The 25,587-nt window shown below is 59.6% G+C and carries 24 protein-coding genes; 12 read left to right on the forward strand and 12 right to left on the reverse strand.

The genetic code is table 11. The annotated features are described in order from the left end of the window. Window positions 1–215 precede the first annotated feature (215 nt). From astE to ACDO57_RS08715, 5 genes are read right to left on the reverse strand one after another with little or no spacing between them, the layout of a single operon-like run. A complete protein-coding gene (astE, locus tag ACDO57_RS08695; protein ID WP_157188981.1) occupies window positions 216–1,181 on the reverse strand; it encodes a succinylglutamate desuccinylase in 966 nt (321 codons plus the stop codon). Window positions 1,182–1,191: 10 nt separating this feature from the next. Beyond that, window positions 1,192–2,517, reverse strand: coding sequence for an N-succinylarginine dihydrolase (gene astB / locus ACDO57_RS08700; protein WP_370883846.1), 1,326 nt, complete (start codon window positions 2,515–2,517; stop codon window positions 1,192–1,194). After that, window positions 2,504–3,991, reverse strand: coding sequence for a succinylglutamate-semialdehyde dehydrogenase (gene astD / locus ACDO57_RS08705; protein WP_370883847.1), 1,488 nt, complete (start codon window positions 3,989–3,991; stop codon window positions 2,504–2,506). The genes astB and astD overlap by 14 nt, the downstream gene beginning before the upstream one ends. Next, window positions 3,988–5,022 carry an arginine N-succinyltransferase gene (astA, locus tag ACDO57_RS08710; protein ID WP_370883848.1) on the reverse strand — a complete coding sequence of 345 codons (1,035 nt, stop codon included), beginning with the start codon at window positions 5,020–5,022 and terminating at the stop codon, window positions 3,988–3,990. Before astA ends, astD begins: the two co-directional genes overlap by 4 nt. Further along, the gene (locus ACDO57_RS08715; RefSeq protein ID WP_048991592.1) at window positions 5,019–6,239 is read right to left on the reverse strand and encodes an aspartate aminotransferase family protein; all 1,221 of its coding nucleotides are present in this window, start codon (window positions 6,237–6,239) and stop codon (window positions 5,019–5,021) included. Before ACDO57_RS08715 ends, astA begins: the two co-directional genes overlap by 4 nt. 433 nt (window positions 6,240–6,672) lie before the next feature. Between ACDO57_RS08715 and xthA the strand changes: the two genes are divergently transcribed. The 6 genes from xthA to ACDO57_RS08745 all read left to right on the forward strand — a co-directional run bounded on the left by xthA (window position 6,673) and on the right by ACDO57_RS08745 (window position 12,848). Further along, a complete protein-coding gene (gene xthA, locus ACDO57_RS08720) occupies window positions 6,673–7,479 on the forward strand; it encodes an exodeoxyribonuclease III (RefSeq protein ID WP_032645347.1) in 807 nt (268 codons plus the stop codon). A gap of 6 nt (window positions 7,480–7,485) precedes the next feature. Next, complete coding sequence (locus tag ACDO57_RS08725) at window positions 7,486–8,169, forward strand: TVP38/TMEM64 family protein (RefSeq protein ID WP_370883849.1); 684 nt, start codon at window positions 7,486–7,488, stop codon at window positions 8,167–8,169. Between the two features lie 15 nt (window positions 8,170–8,184). Continuing rightward, window positions 8,185–9,345 (forward strand): ABC transporter substrate-binding protein, encoded by a 1,161-nt coding sequence (locus tag ACDO57_RS08730; RefSeq protein WP_370884123.1) that lies wholly within the window; start codon window positions 8,185–8,187, stop codon window positions 9,343–9,345. Next, the gene (locus ACDO57_RS08735; protein WP_370883850.1) at window positions 9,318–10,847 is read left to right on the forward strand and encodes a thiamine ABC transporter permease; all 1,530 of its coding nucleotides are present in this window, start codon (window positions 9,318–9,320) and stop codon (window positions 10,845–10,847) included. Before ACDO57_RS08730 ends, ACDO57_RS08735 begins: the two co-directional genes overlap by 28 nt. Further along, the gene (locus ACDO57_RS08740) at window positions 10,847–11,467 is read left to right on the forward strand and encodes an ATP-binding cassette domain-containing protein (protein WP_032650925.1); all 621 of its coding nucleotides are present in this window, start codon (window positions 10,847–10,849) and stop codon (window positions 11,465–11,467) included. Before ACDO57_RS08735 ends, ACDO57_RS08740 begins: the two co-directional genes overlap by 1 nt. A 73-nt stretch (window positions 11,468–11,540) precedes the next feature. Beyond that, a complete protein-coding gene (locus ACDO57_RS08745; RefSeq protein ID WP_370883851.1) occupies window positions 11,541–12,848 on the forward strand; it encodes a sulfurtransferase in 1,308 nt (435 codons plus the stop codon). Here ACDO57_RS08745 and ACDO57_RS08750 read toward each other — a convergent pair. Next, window positions 12,845–13,462, reverse strand: coding sequence for a CDP-alcohol phosphatidyltransferase family protein (locus ACDO57_RS08750; RefSeq protein ID WP_370883852.1), 618 nt, complete (start codon window positions 13,460–13,462; stop codon window positions 12,845–12,847). The genes ACDO57_RS08745 and ACDO57_RS08750 overlap by 4 nt on opposite strands. Next, complete coding sequence (locus tag ACDO57_RS08755) at window positions 13,455–14,024, reverse strand: carboxymuconolactone decarboxylase family protein (protein ID WP_370883853.1); 570 nt, start codon at window positions 14,022–14,024, stop codon at window positions 13,455–13,457. The genes ACDO57_RS08750 and ACDO57_RS08755 overlap by 8 nt, the downstream gene beginning before the upstream one ends. Window positions 14,025–14,099: 75 nt before the next feature. Between ACDO57_RS08755 and ACDO57_RS08760 the strand changes: the two genes are divergently transcribed. Beyond that, window positions 14,100–14,519 carry a pyrimidine (deoxy)nucleoside triphosphate diphosphatase gene (locus tag ACDO57_RS08760; RefSeq protein WP_024908563.1) on the forward strand — a complete coding sequence of 140 codons (420 nt, stop codon included), beginning with the start codon at window positions 14,100–14,102 and terminating at the stop codon, window positions 14,517–14,519. On the opposite strand, the gene ACDO57_RS08765 is transcribed toward ACDO57_RS08760, so the two are convergent. Beyond that, window positions 14,476–14,754: a YnjH family protein gene (locus ACDO57_RS08765; protein WP_024908564.1), complete on the reverse strand. Its 279-nt coding sequence runs from the start codon at window positions 14,752–14,754 to the stop codon at window positions 14,476–14,478. The genes ACDO57_RS08760 and ACDO57_RS08765 overlap by 44 nt on opposite strands. Before the next feature lie 228 nt (window positions 14,755–14,982). Here ACDO57_RS08765 and gdhA point away from each other — a divergent pair, with 228 nt between their 5' ends. After that, complete coding sequence (gene gdhA, locus ACDO57_RS08770) at window positions 14,983–16,326, forward strand: NADP-specific glutamate dehydrogenase (RefSeq protein WP_208763778.1); 1,344 nt, start codon at window positions 14,983–14,985, stop codon at window positions 16,324–16,326. A gap of 71 nt (window positions 16,327–16,397) precedes the next feature. Here gdhA and ACDO57_RS08775 read toward each other — a convergent pair whose 3' ends face one another. The 3 genes from ACDO57_RS08775 to ACDO57_RS08785 all read right to left on the reverse strand — a co-directional run bounded on the left by ACDO57_RS08775 (window position 16,398) and on the right by ACDO57_RS08785 (window position 20,021). Further along, the gene (locus ACDO57_RS08775; protein ID WP_024908566.1) at window positions 16,398–18,305 is read right to left on the reverse strand and encodes a DNA topoisomerase III; all 1,908 of its coding nucleotides are present in this window, start codon (window positions 18,303–18,305) and stop codon (window positions 16,398–16,400) included. A gap of 4 nt (window positions 18,306–18,309) precedes the next feature. Beyond that, the gene (gene selD, locus ACDO57_RS08780; RefSeq protein ID WP_370883854.1) at window positions 18,310–19,353 is read right to left on the reverse strand and encodes a selenide, water dikinase SelD; all 1,044 of its coding nucleotides are present in this window, start codon (window positions 19,351–19,353) and stop codon (window positions 18,310–18,312) included. 116 nt (window positions 19,354–19,469) lie between these two features. After that, complete coding sequence (locus ACDO57_RS08785; protein ID WP_024908568.1) at window positions 19,470–20,021, reverse strand: NAD(P)H nitroreductase; 552 nt, start codon at window positions 20,019–20,021, stop codon at window positions 19,470–19,472. Window positions 20,022–20,188: 167 nt separating this feature from the next. On the opposite strand from ACDO57_RS08785, the gene sppA reads away from it, so the two are divergent. From sppA to ACDO57_RS08805, 4 genes are all read left to right on the forward strand, one after another. Continuing rightward, window positions 20,189–22,045 (forward strand): signal peptide peptidase SppA, encoded by a 1,857-nt coding sequence (gene sppA, locus ACDO57_RS08790; protein ID WP_024908569.1) that lies wholly within the window; start codon window positions 20,189–20,191, stop codon window positions 22,043–22,045. A 62-nt stretch (window positions 22,046–22,107) separates the two neighbouring features. Beyond that, complete coding sequence (ansA, locus tag ACDO57_RS08795; protein ID WP_008500705.1) at window positions 22,108–23,124, forward strand: asparaginase; 1,017 nt, start codon at window positions 22,108–22,110, stop codon at window positions 23,122–23,124. A gap of 9 nt (window positions 23,125–23,133) precedes the next feature. Then, a complete protein-coding gene (gene pncA, locus ACDO57_RS08800; RefSeq protein ID WP_148769061.1) occupies window positions 23,134–23,775 on the forward strand; it encodes a bifunctional nicotinamidase/pyrazinamidase in 642 nt (213 codons plus the stop codon). A gap of 218 nt (window positions 23,776–23,993) precedes the next feature. Beyond that, complete coding sequence (locus tag ACDO57_RS08805) at window positions 23,994–25,250, forward strand: glycoside hydrolase family 18 protein (protein WP_370883855.1); 1,257 nt, start codon at window positions 23,994–23,996, stop codon at window positions 25,248–25,250. A 60-nt stretch (window positions 25,251–25,310) separates the two neighbouring features. Here ACDO57_RS08805 and ACDO57_RS08810 read toward each other — a convergent pair whose 3' ends face one another. Further along, on the reverse strand, window positions 25,311–25,574 hold the full coding sequence (locus tag ACDO57_RS08810; protein ID WP_370884124.1) for a YeaC family protein: 264 nt from the start codon (window positions 25,572–25,574) through the stop codon (window positions 25,311–25,313). Window positions 25,575–25,587: the final 13 nt, after the last annotated feature.

The following is a 25,587-nucleotide window of genomic DNA, read 5'->3' on the forward strand; positions in this document are numbered from 1 at the left end:
TTCGCCAAATGTGGAGGAAATAAGGATAAAGCGTGGAGAGTTGCAACAAAAAATATTCAATGCGATGATTTTAAAGCGATTTAGCAGAATTATAACGGAGTGAAGGTGAATAATAAAGCAATTCACCAGGAATATTCTGCAAAACAAGCGCAAGCGCCTTAATCGTTAAGAAAAGTTTTTTACTTCCCCCTCCCGAATGATGAGAGGGGAAAGGTTCAGGATATTTTTTCCAGCATCAGCCCGGCCCGCAGGCCAAACGCGACGGTGGGGTTAGGGAATAAAACATACTCGGTGGTTTTCTGCACCTCGTAACGCTCCTCGCCATCCTCGGCCAGCAGCGCCCCTTTGCGAAACGGGGTGAAGTTCAGAGTATGCGCGGCCATATGCAGCAGGAAGGCATCGCTGCGGCGCGTGATCTGCTGTACGACCCGGTACCGCTCAACGGGTTGATGCGCGTGCTCGGGAGCCTTTCCTCCCAGCAGCGCCCGAAGGGCGAGATGCGTAGGCGCAAAGCGAGTGAGATCGTTCTGGCCAAACGGCAGCGCTTTCCCCAGCTCCAGCGTACAGGACAACGCACCAAAGTTCTCACAGGTGAAGTGCGTAAAGGTTCCGCCCGGCGACTGGTGAAAGACCAGCGCCTCCAGCCCGGCGTCTCCCAGCCAGCTCAGGAAATCTTCCTCCCACGGCTGATTGCGCTGCGGCAGAACGCCAAAGCGAACATGGTAAGACGCGCGGATGGCCGTATGCAGATCCAGATGCCAGCGCACGGGCCCCGCAGCGGCAAAAAACGCGGTCACCACGTTCTCCAGCCACGCTGCCCGCGCCGTTTCGTCGCCCTGCGGAAACTGCGACCAGCGCCCGCCGAACATGCGGTTAATGTCGCTGACCAGATACCGTTTGTTTTGCGCCAGCGCAGGGGGATTGCCCAGCACCACCAGCACGCGGCACGTCAGGGCAATTTCATTGCGATACAGCGCGCGCAGCAGCAGATCGACAATCTCAACGGGTGCCGTTTCATTCCCGTGAATGCCCGTTGAAAGCAGCAGCGAGAGATCGCTTTTTGCGGTCGGCGTCAGCTCAAGCACCCCGCGCCCCAGCCACCGCCAGCGAAATGAGGGGCCGTCCCCCTCTTTCTGTTCCGGCGTCTCATCGGCCAGGGTCAGCGCCAGTAAATTTTCCATATCCACTCCTTTAGCGCTGGAACGGGTAAACCGATCCCAGCTGCAGGATTGTCGATAACGCGTCCAGCGCCTCGCGTCCTTCACGCAGAAGCTGCGGGTCAACCAGATCCGCCTGCGTTAGCCGATCGCGATAGTAGCGATCGACCCAGTCATTCAGACGGGTAAAGAGCGTATCGTTCATCATGACCGCCGGATTAACCGCCTGCATTTCGTCCTGGGTCAAGACCACGCGCAGACGTAAACAGGCTGGGCCACCGCCGTTAGCCATGCTTTCGCGCAGATCAAACACGCGCAGTTCGTCAATCGGGTTATCGGCCTTCACCAGCTCGGTCAGGTAGCGCCACACGCCCTGATGATCCCGGGACTCCTGCGGCAGGACCAGCATCATGCTGCCGTCATCGCGGCTCAGCAGCTGGCTATTGAACAGATACGTTTCGACCGCATCCTGCACGCTCACCGCCTCCGTTGGCACCTGAATTGGCGTGAAGCCGCGCACGCGCTCATGCAGCGTGGCGAGCAGCTTCTCCTGATGGGCAAACGCCTGCTCGTGGCAGAACAGCACCTGGCGGTTGGAAACGGCAATCACGTCGTTGTGGAACACGCCCTGATCGATCACATGCGGGTTTTGCTGGGCAAAAATCACCTGGGAAGGATTGACCTGGTTCAGGCGGGCAACCGCCTGGCTGGCCGCCAGCGTCTGACGCGCAGGATAACGGGTTGGCGCATCGTGCCCCCCCTCTTCTCGTCCGTAGATAAACAGCTGCAGGCCCGGGTCGCCATAATCGCCCCCCAGGCGGTTATGGTTGGCCGCGCCTTCGTCGCCAAACATCGCCACCTGCGGCAGGGCCTGATGCACCTCAAAATGGGCGTCCTGGCTGAAAATGGCGCGCAGCACGCGCTCGGTGGTTTCCGCTTCGGTGGCGCGGTGGAATTTATTGTTCAGGTTCGCCACCGTCAGATGAACTTTGCCATCCAGCGTATCGGCTGACGGCGCGACGGTCGCGGCGTTGGCCACCCACATCGAAGAGGCCGAGCTTGCCGCCGAGAGGAGGTGTGGCGTCTGCGTACCCGCTTTTTCAACCACCTGCTCATCGGTGCCGCTAAAACCGAGCTGACGTAATACCGCCACGTTCGGACGCTCCTGCGGCGGGATCACCGCCTGCGGGAAACCGGCATCCGCCAGCGCCTTCATTTTTAGCAGCCCCTGCTTCGCCGCCAGCTTCGGGTTCGAGACCTGAAAGCGGTGCTTCGTCGAGGCTTCATTACCAAAAGAGAGACCGGCATAGTGGTGCGTCAGCCCCACCAGCCCGTCAAAGTTAACTTCACGCGCTTTCATGACGATCCCCTCCGGTAAAATCCAGCCCCGGATTAAGCGTCTCCGGCAGCGTCAACGCCGGGGTTTCCAGGCTCGCCATCGGCCACGCGCAGTAATCGGCGGCATACCACGCGCTGGCGCGATGGTTGCCCGACGCGCCCACACCGCCGAACGGCGCGGTGCTCGCGGCCCCGGTCAGCGGTTTATTCCAGTTCACAATCCCGGCGCGTGCTTCCAGCAGCAGTTGTTCAAACTTCTCGCGATGCGCCGAAATCAGCCCGCTCGACAGGCCGTAGCGGGTGTTATTGGCCATCGCAATGGCCGCATCAAAATCGTCGTAGCGCCAGACGCACAGCAGCGGGCCAAAGACCTCTTCATCCGGCACGTTGCTCGCGCCGCTCATCTCAACGATGCCCGGCGTCAGCAGCGAGGTACCCGGCTGAACCTGCTTCGGCTCGAGCAGGGTTTTCGCGCCGCGCGCAACGTGGTCCTGCCAGGCCCTCAGCACGTTCAGCGCGGCCTGTTCGGAAATCAGCCCGCCGATAAACGGCTGCGGATCGGCATTCCACGCGGCAGGCACCAGACGCGCGCTCACTTCTACCAGACGCTTCAGGAAGGCATCCCCCTGCGCGCCGCGCTTGACCAGCAGGCGGCGGGCGCAGGTGCAGCGCTGTCCGGCGGTAATAAAGGCGGACTGAATCGTCAGGTGAACCGCGGCGTCGATATCATCAGGATCTTCCACAATCAGCGGGTTGTTGCCGCCCATCTCCAGCGCCAGAATTTTTTCCGGCTGCCCCGCCAGCTGGCGGTGCAGCTGATAGCCCGTCCCGGCGCTGCCGGTAAACAGCAGGCCGTCGATATCGCTCAGCGCGCTCAGCGCCTGGCCGGTTTCACGTCCGCCCTGCACCAGGTTCAGCACGCCCGGCGGCAGGCCGGCCTGTTCCCACAGCTTAACCACCGCCTCGCCGGTTAATGGCGTGAGCTCGCTCGGTTTGAAAATAACGGTATTGCCCGCCAGCAGCGCGGGCACAATGTGGCCATTCGGCAGATGCCCCGGGAAGTTGTACGGACCAAACACCGCCAGCACGCCGTGCGGACGGTGGCGCAGCGTGGCCGCGCCGTCCGGCATGTCGGTATGCTGTTCGCCGGTACGGGTATGGTACGCCTTGACCGAAATGGCGATTTTATTGATCATCGCCGTCACTTCGGTTGTCGCTTCCCAGCGCGGTTTACTGGTTTCAGACGCGATGATGCGCGTCAGTTCAGCCTTGTTTGCCTCCAGCAGCCCGGCAAACTTTTCAACAATTGCCTGGCGCACGGCGAAAGGCTGTTTTGCCCACGCCGGAAACGCACGGCGAGCGGCATGGCAGGCCTGTTCTACCTGCGCGGCGCTGGCGTCATGCCCCTTCCAGAGCACCTCTTTTCCAACCGGATTGGTCTTTACGCGCTGTTCGCCTTCGCCCGTGACCCAGTCACCGTTAATCCATAATGTCATGCTGTTTTCTCCTCAGGGCAGAGACGCACCAGGCGAACCTTATCGCCGGCGTTACATTTCAGGGCATCGAGCTCAGCAGCCGTCAGCACCAGACGTTCACATTTCGGGTTGGTTCGCACCAGCATGGCGCGGAAGTTGGCGTAATTTTCGTTCGCCACCAGGCATGCGGGCCAGTCGCCCGGCGCGGGCTGGCCTTCAGAGACCTCAACCAGCCGGCTTTTACGGATTGCGCGCACGCGGTCGATATCGCACTCAAGCGTAGGCCCGCCGTCAAAGATGTCGACATAGTTCCGGTAACGGAAGCCCTCTTTCTCCAGCACCGCGCGGGCGGGGGCGGTTTGCGGATGCACTTCGCCGATCACCGCCTGCGCTTCCGGGCTGAGGAAATGGGTATAGATAGGATGCTTCGGCATCAGTTCGGCAATAAAAGCTTTCTGGCCGGTACCGCACAGGTAGTCCGCCCGGCTGAACTCCATCGAGAAGAAGCGCTCGCCCAGGCTCTCCCAGAACGGCGAGTAGCCGGTGTCGTCGATCACGCCGCGCATCTCTGCGACCACTTTTTCGTTAAAGCGATCGCGGAAGGCGGCCATAAACATAAAGCGCGATTTGGAGAGCAGATAGCCGTTGCCCTCTTTGCGCCACGCCGGATCGAGGAACAGCGTGCACAGCTCGCTGGCCCCCGTGTGGTCATTACAGAGAAACAGCGTGGGCAGCGCGTTATAGACGTTCAGCTCTTTCGAGGCGTGAACCATGGTGCCGACGCGGTAGTTGTACCACGGGTCGTTAAGCCCGACGGCCACTTCAATGGCGCAGATCCCGGCCACGGTTCCCGTGTCGGTGTCTTCCAGCACGAACACATACCCCTGCTCGCTTTTTGGCAACGTCCCCTGCCAGGTATGCAGGGCGCGCTCGATGCGCGCCGACAGCGTTTTTTCATCGGCAGGAAGCGAGGTCAGCCCGCCTCCCGTCTTACCGGCAAGCTGCATGAGCCCGGCGAGATCGCCGCGCTCAACGGGACGGATGACCATCATGATGACACCCCGGATTTCACTTTTTCACACGCCAGCGCAAAACGGTCCAGACCGGTTTGCACCTCTTCCTCGCTGACGATCAGCGCAGGCGCAAAACGCACCACGTTGGCACCGGCAATCAGCACCATTACGCCCACTTTTGCCGCTTCCTGTGAAATAAGTTTAGCTTTCCCGGCAAACTCAGCGGTGAGCTCGCAGCCGATTAACAGCCCCAGACCGCGAATTTCTTTAAACAGCCCCGTTTTGCTGTTGATGGCATTCAGACGCTCGACAAACCAGTCGTGACGCTGCTTAACGCCTTTCAGCACCTCAGGAGTGTTAATGATATCGAGAACCTGTCCGGCAACGGCGGTAGCCAGCGGGTTGCCGCCGTAGGTGGTGCCGTGGGTGCCCACGGTCATTACGCTGGCGAATTTATCGGTGGTCAGCATCGCCCCAATCGGGAAGCCGCCGCCCAGCGCTTTGGCGGTCGAAAGCACGTCCGGCGTCACGCCGTAGTGCATATAGGCATACAGCTCGCCGGTGCGGCCCACGCCGGTCTGCACTTCGTCGAAAATCAGGACCGCATCGTGACGATCGCACAGCTCGCGCAGCCCCTGCAGGAAGGCTTTTTGCGCCGGAAGCACGCCGCCTTCGCCCTGCATCGGCTCGACGATCACCGCGCAGGTGGTGTCGTTAATCAGCTCGCTGGCGGACTGCAGATCGTTATAGATGCCGTGACGAATATCCGGCGGCAGCGGTGCGAAATCCTGCGAGTAGGAAGGCTGACCGCCCGCGCTGACGGTAAAGAGCGTGCGCCCGTGGAAGGCATTTTTAAACGCCACGATGCCGCTCTTGTGGGTACCAAATTTATCGTGCGCATATTTGCGCGCCAGCTTCAGCGCCGCCTCGTTGGCTTCCGCCCCCGAGTTACAGAAAAAGACTTTTTCGGCGAACGTCGCGTCGATCAGTTTTTTGGCCAGGCGCAGCGCAGGCTCGTTGGTAAAGCCGTTGCCGGTATGCCAGAACTTCGCCGCCTGGTCGTTCAGCGCCTGACGCAGCGCCGGGTGCGCATGACCCAGCGCGTTGACCGCAATCCCACCTGCAAAGTCGATATACTCTTTACCCTGCTGATCCCACAGGCGCGAGCCTTCCCCACGAACCGGAATAAAAGCCGCCGGAGCGTAAACCGGCATCATCCATTCATCGAAATTTTCACGCGTAATTGACAGAGACATAGCGACCTCATCCGGTAAATAAAAGGTTATTTGAATGTTAAATAATTGAGTGTTTGCACTGTGAATGTAGATTGCAGCCTTCGTGCCAGCCAGCGATAAAAATGCATAAACGGGTTGAGGTAACAGAATATCAACAAGTTACGACATGGAGTTATTCACTGTTAGTGCATAAAAAGTGAATATTTTTACGACAAGCGGCGCTTTGCCGCATGAAAATCAGAAAGAGTATGCACAGGCCAAATATAATTCTGGAATTGTGATCGCTCACGAAATTTATCGGTCATTTACGCCCTGTTTGGGGGCGAAGCGCGTCAGAATGGTGCAAATATTGCACCACCGGCATTATCTGTCGCAGTTATTGGTCGAACCCGGTAACAGTTGACGCAAATTCTGCTACCATCCATGCACTATTCACCTTGCACTGGCAGCGACTATGAAATTTGTCTCTTTTAATATCAACGGCCTGCGTGCCCGCCCTCATCAGCTTGAAGCTATCGTTGAGCAACATCAGCCAGATGTGATCGGCCTGCAGGAGACAAAGGTTCACGACGACATGTTCCCCCTCGAAGAGGTGGCGAAACTCGGCTACAACGTCTTCTATCACGGTCAGAAAGGACACTATGGGGTCGCGCTGCTCACCAAAGCACCGCCGGTTTCCGTGCGTCGCGGCTTCCCTGGCGACGGTGAAGAAGCGCAGCGCCGCATCATCATGGCGGAAGTGCCTTCTGCGCTCGGGAATATCACGGTCATTAACGGGTATTTCCCGCAGGGTGAAAGCCGTGACCATGAAACCAAATTCCCGGCCAAAGCGAAGTTTTATCAGGATCTGCAGGACTTCCTGACAACTGAACTCAAAAAAGAGAATCCGGTGCTGATCATGGGCGACATGAACATTAGCCCGACGGATCTCGATATCGGTATTGGCGAAGAGAACCGCAAACGCTGGCTGCGTACCGGCAAATGCTCCTTCCTGCCGGAAGAGCGTGAGTGGATGGAGCGCCTGCTGGGCTGGGGCCTGGTGGATACCTTCCGCAATGCCAACCCGGAAACGCAGGATCGCTTCTCCTGGTTTGACTACCGCTCAAAAGGCTTTGACGACAACCGTGGCCTGCGTATAGACCTGCTGCTGGCCAGTTCGCCGCTGGCCGAGCGCTGCATCGAAACCGGGATCGACTACGATATCCGCAGCATGGAAAAACCGTCTGACCACGCGCCGGTATGGGCTAAATTCAAGCTGTAATGACGCGTGAACATTCGAAAAATCGCTTTCCTGTGCGCCCTTCTGGGCGCATTTATTCTGACGTTTGTCATGCTTCCCCCGGGCCCCCTCTCCCTGGAAGGGATTAAAACTCACCAGCAGGCGTTACTTTCCCATGTCGACCACGCGCCGCTGCGTTGCGCGCTGATCTTTTTTGCGATCTATGTGGCGGTCTCCGCCCTGTCGATACCCGGCGCGGCGATCCTCACCCTGCTGGGCGGGGCGTTATTTCCCCTGTGGGAAGGCACCGCGCTGGTCTCGTTTGCCTCCACGCTCGGGGCCACGCTGGCCATGCTCGCCAGTCGTTATCTGCTGCGCGACGGGGTCCAACGTCGGTTTGCTCAGCAGATGAAAACGGTGAACGCCGGTATGTCGCATGACGGCGCGGGCTATCTTTTTGCCCTGCGCCTGATGCCCCTGTTCCCATTTTTCCTGGTGAATTTGCTGATGGGGCTGACCCGGATTGGCGTATTTCGCTACTGGTGGGTCAGCCAGGTCGCCATGCTGCCCGCCACGATTATCTTTCTGAACGCCGGGCGCGAGCTGGGAAAAGTGACCTCGCTGCGCGATATTTTGTCGCCGGGCATGATATTCGCCTTTACACTACTGGGGTTATTACCGCTGGTCACCCGCCGGCTGTTTTCCCGTTATCTCCCGTCTGCTAAAAAGTGAGGCATTATGCGCCGTGTGCGTTTTTGCGCGTTCCTGATCGGTCTGCTGCTGGCAGCCCCCCTCTCTGCCGCCGAAAGCTGGCACGCTATCCAACAACAGGCCAAAGGCCAGACCGTCTGGTTTAACGCCTGGGGCGGCGATCCGGCTGTCAACCGCTACCTTGAGTGGGTCAGCGGTGAGATGCAAACGCACTATGCCATTACCCTCAAAATCGTCCCGCTGGCGGATGCCGCCGACGCGGTAAAACGTATTCAGACCGAAGCCGCCGCGGGGCGTAAGGCCAACGGCTCGGTTGACCTGCTGTGGGTTAACGGCGAAAACTTCCGCACGTTAAAAGAAGCGAACCTGCTGCAAACCGGATGGGCGCAGACGCTGCCAAACTGGCGCTATGTCGATACCCGCAAGCCCGTTACGGAGGATTTTGCGATTCCTACAGACGGCGCGGAATCCCCGTGGGGCGGTGCGCAGCTGACCTTTATCGCCCGCAAAGCCAGCATGCCGACGCCGCCGGAGGATCCTCAGGCGCTGCTGGCTTACGCGCAGCAGCACCCGGGCAAGGTCAGCTATCCTCGCCCGCCCGATTTTACCGGCACGGCATTTCTTGAGCAGCTGCTTCTGACGCTCACCGATCGCCCTGAGGCTTTACAAAAAGCACCCGATGAAACGTTTGACCACGTTACCGCGCCGCTCTGGGCCTACCTCGATAAGCTGCACCCGCTGCTGTGGCGCGAAGGCAAAGACTTCCCCCCTTCACCCGCGCGCATGGACACCCTGCTTGCCCGCGGCAGTCTGAACCTGTCGCTGACATTTAACCCGGCCCATGTGCAGCAGAAAGTGGCGAGCAGCGAACTGCCCGCCGACAGCTACAGCTTTGGTTTCCATAGCGGGATGCTCGGCAACGTCCATTTTGTGGCGATTCCGGCCAATGCCAGCGCGAGCGCGGGGGCGAAAGTGGTCGCTAATTTCCTGCTGTCACCGCGGGCGCAAATCCGCAAGGCCGACCCGGCCATATGGGGAGACCCAAGCGTACTGGATGTGAAAACGCTGCCCGAAGACGAAGCCAAACAGCTGCTCGCCCACATGCCGCAGGGGCTGCCGAAGGTGCTTGCAGAGCCGCAGTCAGCCTGGGTGAACGCGCTGGAGCAGGAATGGCTGCGTCGTTACGGCACCCGCTGAGCGGGCTTGTCTGGCTGGCGATGGCGGTGATTTATCTGCCGATCCTGCCCGCTGGCGTCATGCTGTTCGCACCGGCGTTTTCGGTGACAAACTGGCAGCGGCTGCTGAACGATCCGCAGCTACCTCAGGCGACCGTCGCCACGCTGGTCTCAACGCTCATCGCCACGCTGGGGGCGTTGCTGATTGCCCTTTTCCTCGTCAGCCTTCTGTGGCCTGGTAAGCGCTGGCGACGTCTCACGACCCGCCTGCCGTGGCTACTCGCGATCCCCCATGTGGCGTTCGCCACCGGCGCGTTACTGCTGTTTGCCGAGGGCGGTCTGTATTATCAGATCTGCACCGTCTGTTCTCCGCCGTTTGACCGCTACGGCGTCGGTCTGGGCCTGACGCTCGCGGTCAAAGAGAGTGCGTTTGTCCTGTGGGCCATTTACGCCGTCCTGCCGGAAAAACGGCTCGCACTGCAGAAGATCGTCCTGCAAACCTTTGGCTATGGATGTTTTCAGACGCTCAGCTGGCTGATCCTTCCGGCGATTGCGCCCGTTCTCGGCGCGGTGATGCTGGCGGTGCTGGCGTGGTCGCTGTCGGTCGTGGACGTGGCGATCGTGCTCGGGCCCGGCAACCCGCCTACCCTGGCCGTGCTGGCCTGGCAGTGGCTGAGCCAGGGCGACGCCCAGCAGCAGGCAAAAGGGACGCTGCTGTGCCTGCTTCTCCTCGTGCTGCTGGCCGCGCTTGCCGCACTTGGGTACGGTTTATGGAAGGCATGGCGCCGCAGGGTTCCGGACCTCAGCGGGACACGCCGCAGGTCTGAGTGCGTTCTGCCTGAACGTACACTCAGCGGCTTTCTGCCCGCGTGTGGCATCCTGTGCGCCGCGGTGCTGCTGATACTGGCACAGCGGGACGACGTGGGTCCCGTGGGGACCAGCCTTTCCTTCGGGCTGCTTTCGAGCCTGATCGCCCTGCTCATCAGCGTTCTCTGGCTGGAATGGGGCCCGCAGCGCGGCACACTGTGGGTATGGTCACCGCTCGCCCTTCCGGCGCTGCCGCTCGTCACCGGGCAATACTTTATTGCTTTGCATCTGGGACTCGACGGAAACTATGCCGCCGTGCTCTGGAGCCACCTCCTGTGGGTATTACCGTGGACGCTGCTGGTGCTGCAACCCGCCTGGCGGCGGATCGATCCCCGACTTGTTCTTACCGCCAGAACGCTCGGCTGGCAACGGGAAAAAATATTCTTGCTGCTGAAATGCACCCTGCTGGTGCGCCCTGCGCTGCTGGCCTTTGCCACCGGCTTTTCCGTCAGCATGGCACAATACATGCCGACGCTGTGGCTGGGCGCGGGGCGTTTCGCCACGCTGACCACCGAAACCGTCGCGCTCAGCAGCGGAGGCAGCATCCCGATTCTCGCTAACCGGGCGCTGGGATTACTGCTGGTCACGGGCACGGTGTTTGGTCTTGCCGCCCTGTTATCCCGGCTCGCGGGCCGCTACCGTCAAGGATTACGATAATGCTGAAGGTAAAAGATCTCACCATCGAACCGCTTTTCCGCGAGGTCAGTTTTTGCGTGCCCCGCGGGGAGATCGTCACCCTGATGGGGCCGTCCGGCAGCGGAAAATCGACCCTTTTTGCGTGGATGGTCGGCGCGCTGTCAGACGATTTCCAGGCACGGGGCGAACTGTGGCTCGACGCGCGTCGCTGCGACGGACTTCCCGTGGAGTCCCGCGGGCTGGGTATTCTCTTTCAGGACGCGCTGCTGTTCGACCCGTTCAGCGTCGGGCAAAATTTGCTGCTGGCACTGCCTGAACGACTCGCCGGGCGCGCGCGTCGGGAAGCGGTCGAACAGGCGCTGGATTCCGCCGGGCTGAGCGGTCATTACGCCAGCGATCCGGCCACCCTTTCCGGCGGGGAGCGCGCCCGGGTCAGCCTGCTGCGGGCCCTGCTCGCGGAGCCGCAGGCGCTGCTGCTGGATGAACCGTTCAGCCGCCTCGATAAAGCGTTGCGGGCCTCATTTCGGGCATGGGTGTTTGACGCCGTCCGCGCGCGCAATATTCCGGTGGTGCTGGTCACGCACGATGAAGACGATATTCCGCCCGGCGGCGAGCTGATTGAGATTTCTCGCTGGCAATAATGTGCTAACGCAATGTTTTCCGATTCGGGAGAGACGACAATGCCCCCCTCTTTTACTGACGTCAGGTTATTCGATGAAACGTGTTTCTCAACTGACCGCGCTGGCCCTGCTCTGCGGCCTCGCTTCTTTTTCCTCGCTGGCGGCTGATATGCCCAACGCCATCACGCTGTCTCAGCTTCAGGCGCAGCACGGCACGCCTGTCGACACCCGCGCCAGCGCGTTTTACAACGGCTGGCCGCAGACGCTCAGCGGCCCCTCCGGGCATGAACCCGCTGCACTCAACCTTGCTGCCGCCTGGCTCAGCGCCATGAGCGACGAGCAGATTGCGCTTTGGGCAAAACTGCATCAGCTTACCCCTGCAACGGTCATCGCCCTGTACGGCGACGAGAACGATAACCTGGCGGTGAAAGCCCGCCTGGAGAAAGCCGGATACCGCCACGTTTCGCTGCTCAGCGATGCACTGCAGACACCCGACCGCCTTCAGCGCCTGCCTCATTTTGAACAGCTGGTTTACCCGCAGTGGATCCACCGCCTCCAGCAGGGTAAACCCGTGACCGCCGCGCCGTCGGGTGACTGGAAAGTGATCGAAGCCGCCTGGGGCGCACCGAAGTTTTACCTGCTGAACCACATTCCCGGCGCGGGCTACATCGATACTAACGAAGTGGAAAGCGAGCCGCTGTGGAATAAAGTCTCCGACGACAAGCTGAAAGCGATGCTGGCGAAGCACGGGATCCGCCACGACACCACCGTCATCTTGTATGGTCGTGACGTTTACGCCGCCGCGCGCGTGGCGCAGATTATGCTGTATGCGGGCGTGAAGGATGTGCGTATTCTCGACGGCGGCTGGAAGGCGTGGTCAGATGCAGGCCTCCCGGTTGAGCGCGGCACGCCCGGCAAAGTGACGCCAGCCCCCGATTTCGGCGCGCCAATCCCCGGCCAGCCGCAGCTGATGGTCGATATGGAACAGGCGCGCGGGATGCTGCACCGTCAGGATGCCTCCCTGGTCAGCATTCGTTCGTGGCCGGAGTTCATCGGCGAAACCAGCGGCTACAGCTACATCAAGCCAAAAGGTGAAATAGCCGGTGCCCGCTGGGGTCATGCGGGCAGCGATGCTACCCACATGGAGGATTTCCATAACCCGGATGGCACCATGCGCAGTGCGGACGACATCGCCGCCCAGTGGAAGCGCTGGAATATTCTGCCGGAACAGCACGTCGCGTTTTACTGCGGCACCGGCTGGCGGGCGTCCGAAACCTTTATGTACGCCCGGGCGATGGGCTGGAAGAATATCGCCGTCTATGACGGCGGCTGGTACGAATGGAGCAGTCACCCGCAGAACCCGGTGACAACCGGTGAGCGCGGGCCAGAAAGCGCTCTCTAAGGGGTGAGTGACTTCAGCGTCACGTAGCCGCTCCAGACGCGCGTTGTGGTGGTCAGCCAGCACAGCGCGCCGAATATCCACGCGAATAGCGTAAAGTGCGCCGGGAAGAGGCAGCACAGCACAAACAGCGCGATGGTCTCCGTCCCTTCCGTTAACCCACCGATGTAATAAAACGACTTGTGCGCATAGCCGGGGTTGTCGATGTCGTGCTTCGCGGCCAGCGCCGCAAACGCCAGAAAACTGCTGCCGGTACCAATAAACGCAAACAGCAGCCAGGCGGCCGCCAGCGCATTCTCTGCGGGAGCAGCGAGCGCAAAGCCAAACGGCACCAGGGCGTAGAACAGAAAGTCGAGCGCGATATCGAGAAATCCTCCCGCATCGGTCAGCCCCCTGCGGCGCGCCAGCGCCCCGTCCAGACCGTCCAGCAGGCGGTTCAGCACGATGACGACCAGCGCCGCCGGATACCAGCCGAGGGCCAGAAACGGCAGCGCCAGCACGCCAATCGCAAACCCGGTCAGGGTTAATCCGTCGGGCGTAATGCCCGGCCTGTCCAGCACGGAAACCAGACGATTCAGAACGGGCTTTACCCGCGGGTGCAGGTGACGGTCAAGCATGAGGCGTCTCATTAAACGTGGCGCACAGCCCCTGAGCCGGAATATCCAGCGCGGCATTAAAGCGGGCGGAGAGATTCTGAAAGGCAATGAGCGCCGTCATCTCGGTGATGGCGTCATCCGTAAAGTGGCGCTTCAGCGCCGTTCTGATGGCCTCATCCGCCCGGGGTGGCGTTGCGGTCACCGCCTCGGCGTAGGCCAGCGCCGCGCGCTCCTGTTCGGAGAACAAAGTGGAATCCTGCCAGTCCCCCACGGCCTGAACCTTATCCAGCGCGCCGCAGCGCTCGGCCAGCCGCAGGCTGTTGGCATCAATACAGAAAGCACAGTGGCAGAGCTGGGACACCCGCGTCATGAGCAGCGAACGAAGCACGGGCGTCAGGCGCGCGCGACGACGCTCCAGAAAACCGACAAACAGCGCCACCAGCCAGAACAGACGCGGCATGCGCCCCCACCAGCGGGTGGGATTCAGCACCGCGCCAAAATGCTTTTTCTGCATGGCGGCAATCGGTTTAAGGCTGGCGGGAAGGGATTCGATAGGGGCAACCCAGGCGGTGGTCTCTTTCACCTGATTCTCCTGATTACTGGACTCTGAGAAAGGGCACGATAATATGTCTTTTTTCGCTATCAATTATTGACGACCATGCTGAAAACACTCGATGTCGTTGCCGCCATCATCGAAAAAGACGACAAAATTTTACTGGCGCAGCGCCCTGCCCACGCCGACCAGCCGGGCATGTGGGAATTTGCAGGCGGCAAAGTCGAGGCGGGTGAAACCCAGCCCGAGGCGCTTATCCGCGAGCTGCGCGAAGAGTTGGGTATTGAAGCGCTGCCTGCGCAATACGTGGCCAGCCACCAGCGCGAAGTCTCGCAGCGGTTAATCAACCTGCACGCCTGGCACGTTCCTGCGTTTAGCGGCGAGCTCACGGCGCACTACCACAGCGCGCTGGCGTGGTGTACGCCGGAAGAGGCGTTTGGCTACGCCCTGGCCCCCGCGGATATTCCGCTGCTGGAAGCGTTTATTGTTTTACGCGACGCCAGACCAGCGGGTTCGTGCCGATAACGCGCTCGTCGCGCTGGCACTGCAACAGCACGCCGTCCGCTTTCACCACGGCCCCTTCCGAGTAGTTCTGATTCTGATAGATACAGCACTGATTGCAGGGCTGCACCGTTTGATTCTGACCGCTGGAGCTAAACACTTCCGGCGGCACATTCACTTCCACATCCGGACGAATGCGGTCAGCCTGCGCGCCAGCAGTGAAGATCAGACATAACGCGGTGAGTAGATAACGGTTCATAGACACATCTTCCTGTTGTTCCTTGATAATGACTATAACGGTAAACCAGAGCGGAACCTTTAATTTATCTCTTCATCGCTTTTGGTTATGACACAGCACATGTCATTAATTTCCCTTTCGCCCTACATTTCTGCTTGCCACACAAAGCGGTACGGGTGGTATAGTCAAAAAAACAACACAAAACGTATAAGTCATATACAAACATTATTATAAGAGGTTCTTATATCTATGGATCAGACACGCTCTCTGGAAAGTTTCCTTGCCCATGTTCAGCAGCGCGACCCGCACCAAAGCGAGTTCGCGCAGGCCGTGCGTGAAGTGATGACCACCCTGTGGCCCTTCCTTGAACAAAACCCGCGCTATCGCCAGATGTCTCTGCTTGAACGCCTTGTCGAGCCAGAGCGCGTGATCCAGTTCCGCGTGACGTGGGTGGACGATCGCAATCAGGTGCAGGTCAACCGCGCGTGGCGCGTGCAGTTTAACTCGGCCATTGGCCCGTTTAAGGGCGGCATGCGCTTCCATCCTTCCGTGAACCTGTCGATCCTGAAATTCCTCGGCTTCGAGCAGACCTTTAAAAACGCCCTCACCACGCTGCCGATGGGCGGCGGGAAAGGCGGAAGCGATTTCGATCCGAAAGGCAAAAGCGAAGGCGAAGTGATGCGCTTCTGCCAGGCGCTGATGACCGAACTCTACCGTCACCTCGGCCCGGATACCGACGTTCCTGCCGGTGATATCGGCGTCGGCGGACGTGAAGTGGGCTTTATGGCCGGGATGATGAAAAAGCTCTCCAACAACAGCGCCTGCGTCTTTACCGGCAAGGGGCTGTCGTTTGGCGGGAGCCTGATTCGCCCGGAAGCGACCGGGTACGGCCTGGTTTACTTCACCGAGGCCATGCTCAAGCGCCACGGTTTAGGCTTTGAAGGCATGCGCGTCGCGGTGTCCGGCTCCGGTAACGTGGCGCAGTACGCGATTGAGAAAGCGATGCAGTTTGGCGCTCGCGTGGTAACCGCCTCTGACTCCAGCGGCACGGTGGTGGATGAAGCGGGCTTTACGGCAGAGAAGCTGGCGCGCCTGTGTGAAATCAAAGCCAGCCGCGATGGCCGCGTGGCGGATTATGCCCGGGAGTTTGGCCTGACCTACCTGGAAGGAAAACAGCCGTGGGGCGTGCCGGTGGATATCGCCCTGCCGTGCGCCACGCAGAACGAGCTGGACGTTGAAGCCGCACGCACGTTGATTAGCAACGGCGTAAAAGCGGTGGCCGAAGGGGCGAACATGCCGACCACCATCGACGCGACCAATCTGTTCCTGGACGCGGGCGTGCTGTTTGCACCGGGCAAGGCTGCCAACGCGGGCGGCGTGGCAACCTCCGGCCTCGAGATGGCGCAAAACGCCGCGCGTCTCGGCTGGAAGGCGGAAAAAGTGGACGCGCGCCTGCACCATATCATGCTGGATATTCACCACGCCTGCGTGGAGTACGGCGGTGAAGCGTCGCAAACCAACTACGTGCGCGGGGCGAATATCGCCGGGTTCGTGAAGGTGGCAGATGCCATGATTGGGCAGGGTGTGATTTAAGGTTTATATCGTGCGGCCGGGTGCCCTCACCCCAGCCCTCTCCCACAGGGAGAGGGAGAAAACCGGGCGTATCAGGCCGCGCTCTTCTTCTTTTTAAACGGTTTCTTCGCACCCGCGCCTGGTGCAACCATCCCTCTGAAGCGCTTCACCGGCGTGCTGCGCGCCTGATCGATCAGCTGGTAAAGCGTCCCCACCAGCGGCTGCATAAAGTCCTGATAGCGGCACTGCTTCTCGCTGATCTGCGTCAGCACCGATTCCCAGTGCGCGGTCATGTCCGGCCTGGCGGCCAGCTCAGGCAGGGAATGAATCAGCGCGCGGCCCGGCTCGGTCGAATGGATGTAGCGCCCCTTTTTCTCAAGAAAACCGCGCTTAAAGAGCAGCTCGATGATCCCCGCGCGGGTTGCTTCCGTACCCAGACCGTCGGTGGCGCGCAGGATCTTCTTCAGATCTTTATCCTGCACAAACCGGGCGATCCCGGTCATCGCCGACAGCAGCGTCGCATCGGTGAAATGGCGCGGGGGCTGAGTCTGACGTTCAACCACTTCGCCCTTCTCGCACAGCAGTTCGTCATCTTTAGCAACCACCGGCAGCGGCGTGCCGTCGTTCTCCTCGTCACGCTCTTTGTTCCCCAGCAGCGTGCGCCAGCCTGCTTCTGCAAGGAAACGGGCTTTAGCAATGAATTTCCCTTTCGCGATTTCCAGTTCGATTACGCATTTGCGGAACACCGCGTCCGGGCAGAACTGCATCAGGTACTGACGGGCGATCAGGTTATAGACCTTCGCTTCGTTGTCGGTCAGGTTGACGCTGCTGGCACGCGCCGTCGGGATAATCGCGTGGTGGGCGTCCACCTTTTTATCGTCCCAGCAGCGGTTATGGGTGTCCGGGTTCACCACCGGCTGCGGCAGGAGATCCGGCGCGTGCACGCTAATGGCGTTCATCACCGAATGGCGTCCGGCAAAGTGCTCTTCCGGCAGATAACGGCTATCCGAACGCGGATAGGTGATGAGCTTATGGGTTTCATAGAGCTTCTGGCAGATATCCAGCACGTTCTGCGCGCTGAGGCCAAAGCGCTTCGCGGCCTCAATCTGCAGGGCCGACAGCGAGAACGGCAGCGGCGCGGGTTCTGATTCCCGTTTATCGTTATAGCTGGTGACGATAGCGGGCTGCCCGGTAATGCGGTTAACCACATGATCGGCCAGCGGACGATGGAGCAGGCGCCCCTCTTCATCCTGATAGGATTCGCAGGCATCGCTCGGCTGCCAGACGGCGGTAAAGCGTTCGTCTTTAGGCGTGACGATATGCGCTTTCACTTCAAAAAAATCTTTGGCGACGAAGTTCTCAATCTCTTCGTCACGACGCACGACCAGCCCCAGCACCGGCGTCTGCACGCGGCCCACGGAGAGCACGCCCTGATAGCCCGCATTACGCCCAAGAATGGTGTAGGCGCGGGTCATGTTGATGCCGTACAGCCAGTCGGCGCGGGCGCGGGCTAAAGCCGAGACGCACAGCGGAATAAACTCGCTGTTGGCGCGCAGGCGCGAAATGGCTCGCTCCACCGCCTGCGGGTTAAGGTCGTTGATCAGGCAGCGCTGCACCTGCTGGCGCTTTTCCGGCGCCAGCTCCAGATAGTCCAGCACCTCATCCACCAGCAGCTGCCCTTCCCTGTCCGGGTCACCCGCGTGCACGATTTCAGCCGCTTCATGCAGGAAGCGCTTGATCACGTTCAGCTGTTTGGTGACCGAAGGCCGGGGCTGCAGGCGCCATTTTTCCGGCACGATGGGCAGATCGTTTAAATTCCAGCGGGCGTAGCGGCTGTCATAGACATCCGGCTGTGCCTGCTCAAGCAGGTGACCGATACACCAGGTAACCACCTGCCCGTTACCGCATTCGATAAAGCCGTCGCCTTTGCGATGCGGCTTAGGCAGCACGTCGGCGATGGCACGGGCCAGGCTCGGCTTTTCGGCAATAAACAACCGCATCGAATTAACGGATCTCAATCATCGGTCGGCCACCGCGCGCGGTCACCAGCTCGCCGATCGCCGTCAGGGTGATGCCGAACTCGGCGGCGGTCGCCTGAACGTCAGCTTCTGACTCCGGCGTCACCGCCAGCAGCAGGCCGCCGGAGGTTTGCGGATCGCACAGCAGGTTGCGCCACTCCTCAGGCATTTCGCCCATCAGGTGACCGTAGCTGGCGAAGTTGCGCTGGGTACCGCCCGGGACCGCGCCCTGAGCAATATAATCCTCCACGCCCGGCAGCTTCGGCACGTCCTGATACCAGATCTGCGCCTGCACGCCCGCGCCCTGACAGACCTCAGAGAGGTGTCCCAGCAGACCAAAACCGGTGACGTCGGTCATCGCCTTCACGCCGTCGATATTGGCGAATGCCGCACCGGCGAGGTTCATCTGGCACATCACTTCCGTAGCCAGACCTTTGTGCTCGGGCTTCAGCAGGGACTTTTTCTCGGCGGTGGTCAGCACGCCAATGCCCAGCGGCTTGGTGAGGAACAGCTTGCAGCCCGCCTGCGCGGTGCTGTTGCGCTTCACGCGTTCGGTCGGCACCACGCCGGTGACGGCCAGGCCGAAGATCGGTTCAGGTGCATCAATAGAGTGACCGCCGGCCAGCGCAATTCCCGCCTGCTGGCAGGCAAAACGGCCGCCATCAATCACTTCACGAGCCACTTCCGGCGGGATGGTGTTGATCGGCCAGCCCAGAATGGCAATCGCCATGATCGGCTTCCCCCCCATGGCGAAGATATCGCTGATGGCATTGGTGGCCGCAATGCGACCGAAGTCGAACGGGTTGTCGACAATCGGCATAAAGAAGTCGGTGGTGCTGATAATACTGGTGCCGTTACCTAAGTCATAAACTGCAGCATCGTCACGCGTTTCGTTGCCGACAAGCAGGTTCGGGTCGACAAACTTCGCCTGTTCACTGTGCAGGATGGTCTCCAGCACTTTCGGGGAAATTTTACAACCGCAACCGGCTCCGTGGCTGTACTGCGTTAAACGAATGGTTTGCTCGCTCATGGACGTCTCCTGTCATCTCAATCGCGCTATGGTAGCGCTCATTCCATAAAGAGGTAAGTATGACTGTCTGAATTCTGCGGCAGATGCTCAGAATCCAGACAGTTTAGCGTGCGTTATCAGAAACGGCTGACGAAAGGCGTGGTGTCCGGCACGCTGATGGTGCTGGAGGCTTTAAGCTGCGGGGTGCCGAGGTAGAGGAAGCCGACAATTTTGTCATGCTCACCGCAGCCAAAACCGTCCCGGACCGCCGGGCTTTCGGTCAGCGGGCCGGTGCGCCAGATACCGTTGAAGCCTTGTGCGACAGCGGCCATTTGCATCGCCATCACCGCACAGCCTGCGGACATTTCCTGCTCCCAAACCGGCACCTTATGGTCGGCCTGGCATTTTGCCACGACGGTGACGATCATCGGCGCGCGGAACGGAGCATTGCGCGCCTTGTCGATCCCTTTCTCATCCTGCCCGGCGGCCACCGCCCCCTGCTCCAGCAGTTGACTGAAACGATCGCGGCCTTCGCCTTCAATTACAAAGAAGTGCCATGGCTGCAGTGTGCCATGATCGGGGGCACGCATGCCGGCACGCAGAATGTTCTCCAGCTGCTCGCCTGCCGGGGCAGGTTCGGCCAGACGGGAAGCGCTACGGCGGTTAACAAGCAGTTCGAGTGCGTCCATTGGTTAACTCCTTTCTTGAAATTTACTCACAAAATTAACACGGCGGCAGATTTTGTTACAGCCTGGCAGGCGATTCCTGCTGACAAGTGGCGGTTGGGTCATTACGATAACCCAACATTACCGTCCAGTGGCGACGGAAACAGTCATTTTCTGGTTAGGGAGAATACATGCGAACCCTTTGGCGAATCATTGCCGGTTTCTTTAAATGGACGTGGAGACTGCTCAACTTCGTCCGCAACCTGGTGATGAACATCTTCTTCATCTTCCTGGTTCTGGTTTGCGCGGGCATCTGGATGCATATCAGTAACGCGAATCAGGCGCAGCATTCAACGCGCGGCGCGCTATTACTTGATATCACCGGCGTTATCGTTGATAAGCCGTCCACCAGCAGTCGCCTGAGCGTGATTGGTCGCCAGCTGTTTGGCGCAACCTCAGATCGTCTGCAGGAAAACTCCCTGTTTGATATCGTCGATACCATCCGTCAGGCCAAAAACGACCGTAACATCACCGGGATCGTGCTGGATCTGAAAGATTTTGCCGGAGGCGATCAGCCTTCAATGCAGTACATCGGTAAAGCGCTGCGCGAATTCCGCGACAGCGGCAAGCCGGTGATTGCCGTGGGCGACAGCTACAGCCAGGGGCAATATTATCTGGCGAGCTTCGCCAATAAGATCTGGCTCTCCCCACAGGGTACGGTCGATCTGCACGGCTTTGCCACCAACGGCCTGTACTACAAATCGCTGCTCGATAAGCTGAAGGTCACCACCCACGTCTTCCGCGTCGGTACGTACAAATCTGCCGTGGAGCCGTTTATCCGCGACGATATGTCCCCTGCCGCCCGCGAAGCGGACAGCCGCTGGATTGGTGAGCTGTGGCAGAACTATCTGGGCACCGTTGCCGCGAACCGTCAGATTACGCCTGAGCAGGCGTTCCCTGGCGCGCAGGGCGTGCTGGAAGGCCTGCGTAAGGTTGACGGCGATACCGCGAAATATGCGCTGGATAACAAACTGGTTGATGCCCTGGGCACCAGCGCCGAGATTGAAAAATCCCTGAGCAAGCAGTTTGGCTGGAGCAAAGAGGATAAAAACTACAGCGCCATCAGCATGTATGATTACTCGACGAAAAAGCCGGATGACAGCGGTGACAGCGTCGCGGTGGTCTTTGCCAACGGTGCGATCATGGACGGTCAGGAGACCCCGGGGAACGTGGGCGGCGATACTACCGCGTCACAAATCCGCGATGCGCGCCTCGATCCAAAAGTGAAGGCAATTGTCCTGCGGGTCAACAGCCCTGGCGGCAGCGTGAGCGCCTCCGAGGTGATCCGCGCTGAACTGGCTGCGGCGCGCGCCGCCGGTAAGCCGGTCGTCGTCTCAATGGGCGGAATGGCCGCCTCCGGAGGTTACTGGATCTCAACGCCAGCCAACTACATCGTGGCTAACCCAAGCACGCTGACCGGTTCGATTGGCATCTTCGGGGTGATCAACACCGTGGAGAACAGCCTGGATTCTCTGGGCGTGCATACCGATGGCGTAGCGACCTCTCCGCTGGCGGATGTGTCGGTGACCAAATCCCTCCCGCCGGAAGTCTCTGAGATGATGCAGCTCAGCATTGAGAACGGCTATAAACGCTTTATCACCCTGGTCGCAGACTCGCGTAAAAAAACGCCTGAGCAGATCGATCAGATTGCGCAGGGCCACGTCTGGACCGGTCAGGATGCGAAGAGCAACGGACTGGTGGACAGCCTGGGTGACTTCGATGACGCGGTGAAGAAAGCCGCCGAACTGGCGAAGCTGAAGCAGTGGCATATCGAGTATTACCAGGACGAACCGTCGTTCTTCGATATGGTCATGGACAGCATGTCCGGCTCGGTACGCGCCATGCTGCCGGAGGCGCTGCAGGCTTACCTGCCTGCGCCAGTCGCCACGGCGGCAAAAGCGATGAAGGCAGAAAGCGATAAGCTTGCGGCCTTTAACGATCCACAGAGTCGTTACGCGTTTTGCCTGACCTGCGCTAACGTCCGTTAAAAACCGTCCCCTCTTCCCGCGAAGAGGGGATTTTTTCTTTTGAAGAACAAGAACTCACTACCATGCAGAAGAAATCGATTTATGTAGCCTACACTGGCGGTACCATCGGTATGCAGCGCTCCGAAAACGGCTATATCCCCGTCTCCGGCCACCTTCAGCGTCAGCTTGCGCTGATGCCAGAATTCCACCGTCCGGAAATGCCTGACTTTACTATCCACGAATACGAGCCGCTGATGGACTCCTCCGACATGACGCCGGAAGACTGGCAGCACATCGCGGATGACATTAAAGCCCATTACGACCAGTACGACGGCTTCGTGATCCTGCACGGCACCGACACCATGGCGTTTACCGCCTCGGCGCTCTCCTTCATGCTGGAGAACCTGAGCAAGCCGGTTATCGTCACCGGGTCGCAAATCCCGCTGGCGGAGCTGCGCTCCGACGGGCAGATCAACCTGCTGAACTCCCTGTACGTGGCGGCGAATTACCCGATCAACGAAGTGTCGCTGTTCTTTAATAACCGTCTGTATCGCGGCAACCGCACCACCAAAGCCCACGCAGACGGCTTTGACGCCTTTGCCTCCCCTAACCTGCAGCCGCTGCTGGAGGCCGGTATTCATATCCGTCGTCTGGGAACCCCTCCGGCGCCGAACACCGCCGGCGAGCTGATTGTGCATCCGATTACTCCGCAACCGATTGGCGTGGTCACCATCTATCCGGGTATCTCTGCGGACGTGGTGCGTAACTTCCTGCGCCAGCCGGTGAAGGCGCTGATCCTGCGCTCCTACGGCGTGGGCAATGCGCCGCAGAACGGTGAATTCCTGAAAGAGCTCCAGGAAGCCAGCGAGCGCGGAATTGTGGTGGTGAACCTGACCCAGTGCATGTCCGGTAAAGTGAATATGGGCGGCTATGCCACCGGCAACGCGCTGGCGCATGCGGGGGTCATCAGCGGCTTCGATATGACCGTTGAGGCAACGCTGACTAAACTTCACTATTTACTGAGTCAGGATCTGGACATTCAGTCCATTCGCAGCGCGATGATGCAAAACCTGCGCGGCGAGCTGACCCCGGACGAATAAGGAGTGCTCATGAAGCAACGCGCCCTGCTACTGGTCGATTTGCAAAATGATTTCTGCGCGGGCGGTGCGCTGGCCGTCGCTGAAGGTGACAGCACCGTTGACGTGGCCAACACGCTGATAGACTGGTGCAAAGCCCGCGGCGAAGCGGTTGTCGCAAGCCAGGACTGGCACCCGGCGAACCACGGCAGCTTTGCCAGCCAGCATAACGTCGAGCCTTTCACTCAGGGAGAGCTCGACGGGCTGGCGCAAACCTTCTGGCCGGATCACTGCGTACAGCAGACGGAAGGCGCGGCGCTGCATCCGCTCCTGAATCAGAGAGCCATCGACGCGGTGTTCCATAAAGGTGAAAACCCTGCTATCGACAGCTATAGCGCGTTTTTTGATAACGGGCATCGCCAGAAAACGGCGCTGGACGCGTGGTTACGTCATCACGAAATCACGGAGCTGATTGTGCTGGGACTGGCGACGGACTACTGCGTGAAGTTCACCGTGCTGGATGCGCTCCAGCTAGGTTATACCGTCAGCGTCATCACCGACGGCTGCCGCGGGGTGAACATTCACCCGCAGGACAGCGCTCAGGCGTTTATGGATATGGCTGCGGAAGGCGCGACGCTGTATACGCTCGAAGACTGGCTGGAGACGCAGGCGTAAGCCTTTTAAGCCGGGTGGCGCTGACGCTTACCCGGCCTACCTTTCCCCGTAGGCCGGGTAAGCGTCAGCGCCACCCGGCAAAACTCCCCCTCCGATCCCTCATAAAGTGAACTCCCTCGCATCCTCAGCGAAGCGGCAATGCTATTCTCTTTAGGCTGTTTTTTCGCCACGCCTTTTCCGTGGCGTGGTTAATTTTATTAAGTCAAAGAGGAACTTGTATGAAACGTTTGCCCTTGCTGGCAGCATTACCCTTGCTTTGCGCGTCAGTTGCCTCCGCCAGTTCCATGATGTCCGTGGGCTACTTTAACGGGGGTGGCGATGTCACCGCCGGACCGGGTGGCGATATCAACAAACTGGACGTTCGCCAGATCACCCACCTGAACTACTCGTTTGGTCTGGTCTATAACGACGAAAAAGACGAAACCAACGCCGCGCTGAAAGATCCGGCTAAGCTGCATCAAATCTGGCTATCGCCAAAAGTGGCGTCCGATCTGGCCTTAATCCCCACTCTGCGTAAGCAAAACCCGAACCTCAAAGTGCTGCTTTCCGTCGGCGGCTGGGGGGCGCGCGGCTTCTCTGGCGCAGCGGCAACCCAAGAGAGTCGCGCGGTGTTCATCCGCTCCGCGCAGGAGATTGTCGAAAAATATGGTCTGGACGGGATCGACCTCGACTGGGAGTATCCGGTCAACGGCGCCTGGGGGCTGGTGGCAAGCCAGCCTGCCGACCGGGGTAACTTTACCGCCCTGCTGAAGGAGATACGCGACGCGTTCGGGCATAAAAAGCTGGTCACCATTGCGGTAGGCGCGAATGCGGAAAGTCCGAAAAGCTGGGTGGATGTTAAAGCCATTGCGCCCCTGCTCGACTACATCAACCTGATGACCTACGACATGGCGTACGGTACGCAGTATTTTAACGCCAACCTGTATGATTCCAGCACCTGGCCGACGGTGGCCGCCGCGGACAAATACAGCGTGGACTTTGTGGTGAACAACTATCTGGCCGCCGGACTGAAGCCGCAGCAGATGAATCTCGGGATTGGTTTCTATGGCCGCGTGCCGAAACGCGCCGTAGAGCCGGGGATCGACTGGACCAAACCGGATGCGCAAAAAAATCCGGTTACCCAGCCCTACTTCGGGCCGCAGGAGATCGGGTTGTTCAAGTCACTCGGCTATGACCTGACCAAAGATACCTACGTGAAGTACAACGATATCGTGAAAAAGCTGTTGAACGATCCGCAGAAGCGCTTTACCGAGCACTGGGACGACCAGGCAAAAGTGCCGTGGCTGTCGGTGAAGGGTGCCGATGGCAACGCGCTGTTTGCGATTTCCTATGAGAACCCACGTTCCGTTGCGATCAAAGCGGACTACATCAAAGAGAAAGGTCTCGCCGGGGCGATGTTCTGGGAGTACGGGGCTGATGACAACAATCAGTTAGCGAAACAGCTGGCGGCGTCGCTCGGGATCCCGCATAAGTAGTAAGACAATCAAGCCCTCTCCCCGTGGGAGAGGGTTGGGTGAGGGCATCAACCCGCACCGTTATTGCATTTTCATCGTCGCAATCGGCTTCGGCGTGATGCCGAAGTCTTCTTTCAGCTCACGCTTGCTCTTCATCACCATCTGGCCCTGGGTGTCGATCGTCATGTGCTGCGCGTCGGTGTTATTGCGCGCCTGCCACAGCATCACCAGCTGCAGGCTGTTCTCTTTTTGCTCCGGGGTCAGCGCGATGCCATCGGGCCATTTTCCCAGCTCTACGGCGGTCACCAGACGCTGATAAATCTCCGGCGTCATACCGCTAATCATGTCATCAATATTC

Source organism: Enterobacter cloacae complex sp. 2015409, from assembly GCF_041365315.1.
Classification (GTDB): Bacteria; Pseudomonadota; Gammaproteobacteria; order Enterobacterales; family Enterobacteriaceae; genus Enterobacter; species Enterobacter pseudoroggenkampii.